This is a genomic window from Nostocoides australiense Ben110 (assembly GCF_001050535.1).
Classification (GTDB): domain Bacteria; phylum Actinomycetota; class Actinomycetes; order Actinomycetales; family Dermatophilaceae; genus Nostocoides_A; species Nostocoides_A australiense.
The window spans coordinates 2,278,756-2,283,932 of record NZ_HG764815.1 but is presented as its reverse complement, the minus strand read 5'-3'; the positions used below and the strand labels follow the sequence as shown (position 1 = coordinate 2,283,932).

The 5,177-nt window shown below is 67.6% G+C and carries 4 protein-coding genes; 3 read left to right on the top strand and 1 reads right to left on the bottom strand.

Annotated features, from left to right (window positions below):
• On the bottom strand, window positions 1–126 hold a 126-nt coding region (rpmH, locus tag BN11_RS21865; protein ID WP_083433690.1), incomplete at its 3' end, for a 50S ribosomal protein L34.
• Between the two features lie 448 nt (window positions 127–574).
• On the opposite strand from rpmH, the gene dnaA reads away from it, so the two are divergent.
• The 3 genes from dnaA to gnd all read left to right on the top strand — a co-directional run bounded on the left by dnaA (window position 575) and on the right by gnd (window position 5,116).
• Window positions 575–2,014, top strand: a complete 1,440-nt coding sequence (dnaA, locus tag BN11_RS10985) for a chromosomal replication initiator protein DnaA (RefSeq protein WP_048697590.1) — start codon at window positions 575–577, stop codon at window positions 2,012–2,014.
• A gap of 610 nt (window positions 2,015–2,624) precedes the next feature.
• On the top strand, window positions 2,625–3,761 hold the full coding sequence (dnaN, locus tag BN11_RS10980) for a DNA polymerase III subunit beta (RefSeq protein WP_048697586.1): 1,137 nt from the start codon (window positions 2,625–2,627) through the stop codon (window positions 3,759–3,761).
• A gap of 227 nt (window positions 3,762–3,988) precedes the next feature.
• Entirely contained in the window at window positions 3,989–5,116 is a 1,128-nt protein-coding gene (gnd, locus tag BN11_RS10975; RefSeq protein WP_048697583.1) for a phosphogluconate dehydrogenase (NAD(+)-dependent, decarboxylating), read from the top strand.
• Window positions 5,117–5,177 lie beyond the last annotated feature (61 nt).

The window sequence follows — 5,177 nt, the reverse complement described above, 5'->3', positions numbered from 1 at the left end:
CTCGGCGCGGCCCTTGCGGCGGCGCGCGGCGAGGATGGCGCGGCCGGCCCGGGTGCTCATGCGCGCACGGAAACCGTGGTTCTTCGCGCGGCGACGGTTGTTGGGCTGGAAGGTCCGCTTGCTCACGACGTCTTCTCTTTCACGGAAAGGCCGGTGCCTGCCGGGCGCGGCCTGGAAGGGACCGGCCGCGGCGGGCGGCACCAGCGATGGTGTTGGGGATCAGGTGCGGCCGACACGACATACGGGTCGTGTTTCGGCCGCAATCGGAAACCCGCGCCGGGGTGGCGTGGGCATGCGGAAAACGGCCGACATGGCCAGGGGTCAACGGTACGGCAGGGCGCGGAATCGGGTCAAACCGTGGCCGGCGCACCAGCCAACCTCGCATCCTGACACGCCGCCCGGCGACTGACGATCACCGACACGCTCTCGGTCGCGATCAGGGCCGCGACGGGTCATACTGCTCTGGTTGCCGCAGCCGGTTCACCTTGTTAGGTTCGGGGCTCGCTTCGCAGCGATGTCCGCGTCCCCCACAGGCTGTGGACAAGTATGTGGACGCCGGTTCCCGGCTGAAGGGATGTTGCAGGTGGCCGAAGCTTCGATGGACACCGGAGCGCTGTGGAACAGCGTGCTGACCACCCTCGCCCAGGACGGGATCCCGATGAATCAGCGGGCCTTCCTGCAAGGCGCCAAGGTCAAAGGTGTGCTCGATCAGACCGTTCTGGTCGCCGTCTCCAACGACTTCGCGAAGCAGATCCTCGAACAACGCGTCCGGGAGCATGTGATCGGGGTCCTTGGCCGCGAGCTCGGTGGCGAGGTGACGCTGGCGGTGACCGTCGACCCGTCGCTGGCCACCGAGGACGACCTGTTCAGTTCCACCGCCGACCTCGCCGAGCCGGTGGAGGTGGTCGAGGAGGACGAGGAGATCGAGGAGCTCCCGGCCGCGCCCGTCACCTATCTGCCGGACGCCGAAGACATCGGCGCCACCCGGCTGAACCCGAAATACGTCTTCGACACCTTCGTCATCGGGTCGAGCAACCGGTTCGCCCATGCCGCGGCGGTCGCGGTCGCAGAGGCACCGGCCAAGGCCTACAACCCCCTGTTCATCTACGGCGGATCCGGGCTGGGCAAGACCCACCTGTTGCACGCGATCGGCCACTACGCCCGCAGCCTCTATCCGCAGTTGCGGATGCGCTATGTGAACTCCGAGGAGTTCACCAATGACTTCATCAACTCCATCCGCGACGACCGGGCGGCGAATTTCCAGTCCCGCTACCGCGAGGTCGATGTCCTCCTTATCGACGACATCCAGTTCCTCTCGGGCAAGGTGCAGACCCAGGAGGAGTTCTTCCACACCTTCAACTCCCTGCACAACGCCAACAAGCAGGTGGTCATCACCTCCGATGTCCAGCCCAAGCACCTGAGCAACTTCGAGGACCGGATGGTCAGCCGGTTCGAGTGGGGCCTGCTCACCGATGTCCAGCCGCCCGACCTCGAGACGCGGATCGCGATCCTGCGCAAGAAGGCGATCCAGGAGCGGCTCTCGGTGCCACCGGAGGTGCTCGAATACATCGCCTCCCGGATCTCGACCAATATCCGCGAGCTCGAGGGCGCCCTGATCCGCGTGACCGCGTTCGCCTCCCTCAACCGCCAGGCCGTCGACCTGCCGCTCGCCGAGATCGTCCTGAAGGACCTGATCCCCAACGAGCACACCAACCAGATCTCCAGCGCGACGATCATGGCCCAGACGGCGGCCTACTTCGGGCTGACGATCGACGACCTCCAAGGCGCCTCCCGCTCACGGGTGCTGGTCACCGCCCGCCAGATCGCGATGTACCTGTGCCGCGAACTGACGGACCTGTCCCTGCCGAAGATCGGGCAGCAGTTCGGTGGCCGCGACCATACGACGGTGATGCACGCGGACAAGAAGATCCGGCAGCTGATGGCCGAGCGTCGCGCGATCTACAACCAGGTCACCGAGCTGACCAACCGCATCAAGCAGCAGAGCGCGAGCTGACGCCGGCTTCCGCAGCCCGTCCTCCCCAAGTTTGTCCACACCCGTGGATGGCGCGTTACCTCCCCGACACCTGCGGCTGTCCTCCTGTTCCTCGTGCGGGAGCCGGCAATTCACCCGCGTTCGTCCACAAGATGTGGACATCTTTGTGGACGGCGATACAGGAGATCCCACCACCAGTTGTGGAAAACCAGCACCGAGCGTGCACATTCGGTGTGGTCAGGTACCCATTTCCGTCCCCAGAATCCTCCCCAACCTGGGGATTGCGCGCACTCGTCCACACCCGGGTGCTCTGCGGCGGGGCGTCGTCCACAGCGCAGTCCACGCGATAAACAGGCTTTTGACCTGCCCATATGGTGACTTGTCCACAACATCCACACCCGCTATGACGATGGTGAATACATCCAGCTCACCGGTTTCGGCCCCGACCACGAGCTGGGGACAGGACACGACAGGAGCACGAAGGCGGCTCCCGCCCTGGCACAAGAAGGAGCGGGCGGCTAATGTCATCCTTCCCATCGGACGCCGACGGTTGTCGTCGCGCGCTCCGACAATCCGATTCGGGCGGGCCGCATGGGCGGCACCACGATCCAACTGCCGAAGGTGGTCAACAGTGAAGTTCCGTGTCGAGCGTGATGTTCTCGCCGAGGCGGTCACCTGGGTGGCCCGCGGGCTGCCGATGCGACCGGCCGTGCCGGTGCTCGCCGGTGTCCTCATCGATGCCGGCACCGACGGCACGGTGACCCTGTCGGCCTTCGACTATGAGGTCTCGGCCCGGATCACCGTCACCGCCGAGGTCGCCGAGCCAGGCACCGTCCTCGTCCTGGGCAAGCTCCTCTCGGAGATCGCCCGCAACCTGCCCGCCGACAAACCGGTCGACATCGCGACGGACGGCTCCAAGGTGCAGGTCACGTGCGGCTCCTCGCGGTTCGCCCTGCTGCAGATGCCGGCCTCGGACTATCCGACCCTGCCGACCCAGCCCGAAGCCAGCGGCACCATCGACGGCGCCACCTTCGCCCAGGCGGTCAGCCAGGTCGCTGTCGCCGCCGATCGCGGCGACACCCTGCCCATCCTCACGGGCGTGCGCGTCGAGATCGAGGGTGACAAGGTCACCTTCCTCGCGACCGACCGCTACCGCCTGGCCATGCGTGAGTTCACGTGGAACCCTGCGGCCGCCGACGCCTCGCACATCGCTCTCATCCCGGCCCGCACGCTCTCCGAGACGGCCCGCTCGCTCGGGTCGGGTGGCTCGGTCGCGGTCGCGCTCGGGCAGGCCGCCGGTGGCGACGGGCTCGTCGGGTTCGAGGCCGGGCAGCGGCACAGCACCTCCCGCCTCCTCGATGGCGAATACCCCAAGGTCGCCAAGATCTTCCCCGCCACTTCCGAGATCGAGGCCGTCGTCAAGACGTCCGATCTGATCGAGGCGGTCAAGCGCGTGGCCCTCGTCGCCGAACGCAATACCCCGGTGCGGCTGAAGTTCACCAGCGGGCAGGTCGACATCGAGGCCGGCACCGGTGACGACGCGCAGGCCTCGGAGGCCGTGGAGGCGACCCTGGACGGCGCCGACATCGACATCGCCTTCAACCCCGGCTTCCTGCTCGACGGGCTGGGCGCGCTGCATACCCCCTACGCGCGCTTCTCCTTCACCGCGGCCCTCAAGCCCGCCATGCTCACCGGCCAGGCCGAGGTGGACGGCTCACCCGAACTCAGCTACCGCTACGTCCTGCAGCCGGTCCGCCTGACCAGCTGAGGGTTTGTCGGGCCAGGTTTTCGTTGCGGGGCACGGCTATATCCGTGCCCGACAACGACAGGGTGGCCCCAGTGGCCGAGAGCCTGGCCCGGCACCGAACACCTGGCCCGACACCGAAAACCCGGCCCGCGTTACCCGGCGTCCAGCGACCCGACGCGAGAGCGCCCGGCGATACAGTGTGGGGCGCGGGCACCGCATACCGGACACGGACCAGAGAGGGGCCACTCATGCAACTCGGCTTGATCGGCTTGGGCAAGATGGGCGGCAATATGCGCGAGCGGATCCGCCGCGCGGGCCACGAGGTCATCGGCTACGACATCAACCCCAAGGTCTCGGACGTCAAGTCCTTGGCCGAACTCGTCAAGTCGCTCGAGGCACCGCGTGTGGTCTGGACGATGGTCGCCGCCGGCGAGATCACCCGCTCCACCGTCGCCAAACTGGCCGACCTGCTCGAGCCTGGCGACCTGGTCATCGACGGCGGCAACAGCCGCTTCACCGACGACTTCGAGAACGAAAAGCTGTTGAAGGCCAAGGGAATCGGCTACATGGACTGTGGCGTGTCCGGCGGCATCTGGGGCCTGGAGAACGGCTACGGCCTGATGTGCGGCGGCACCGCCGCCAACGTCCGGCGCGCCATGCCGATCTTCGATGCGCTGCGTCCCGAGGGTCCGCGCGACGAGGGTTTCGTGCACGCCGGCAAGGTCGGCGCCGGGCACTACACCAAGATGGTCCACAACGGCATCGAGTACGGCCTGATGCACGCCTATGCCGAGGGCTACGAGCTGCTCGAGAAGAAGGACATCGTCACCAATGTGCCGGGCGCCTTCAAGGCCTGGAGCCGCGGCACCGTCGTGCGCTCCTGGTTGCTCGACCTGATGGTCAAGGCGCTCGAGGAGAACCCGACCCTCGAGAACGTCTCGGACTACACCGCCGACTCCGGTGAGGGCCGCTGGACCGTCGAGGAGGCCATCGCCTTGTCGGTGCCCATGCCGGTCATCTCCGCCTCCCTCTTCGCCCGGTTCGCCTCCCGGCAGGAGCACTCCCCGACCATGCAGGCCGTCGCGGCGCTGCGCGGCCAGTTCGGTGGCCACCAGGTGATGACGGTCGCCGAGGGCGACAAGCTGCGTGAGGAAGGCGCGGCCGCGCCGGCGAGCCCGCGCGCCGTCAAGAAGCGGACCGTGCCCAAGGAGAAGCCGACCAAGAGCGCTGCCAATGCCGCGGCCAAGGGCCGAAAGGCCGCAGCCGCGGGCCCGTCCTCCGGCAGCGGGAGCACCCAGGGCGGTTCCGGCGCTGCCGGCGCCGGTCCGACCTCGGGCACCGGAAGCACCCGCAAACGCGCCGCCAAGCGGGCCTGACCGAGGTTGGTCGAACCAGCACGCCTGGCGAGGCCTGCTGCTCCGACCAGCCGCTGGCGAG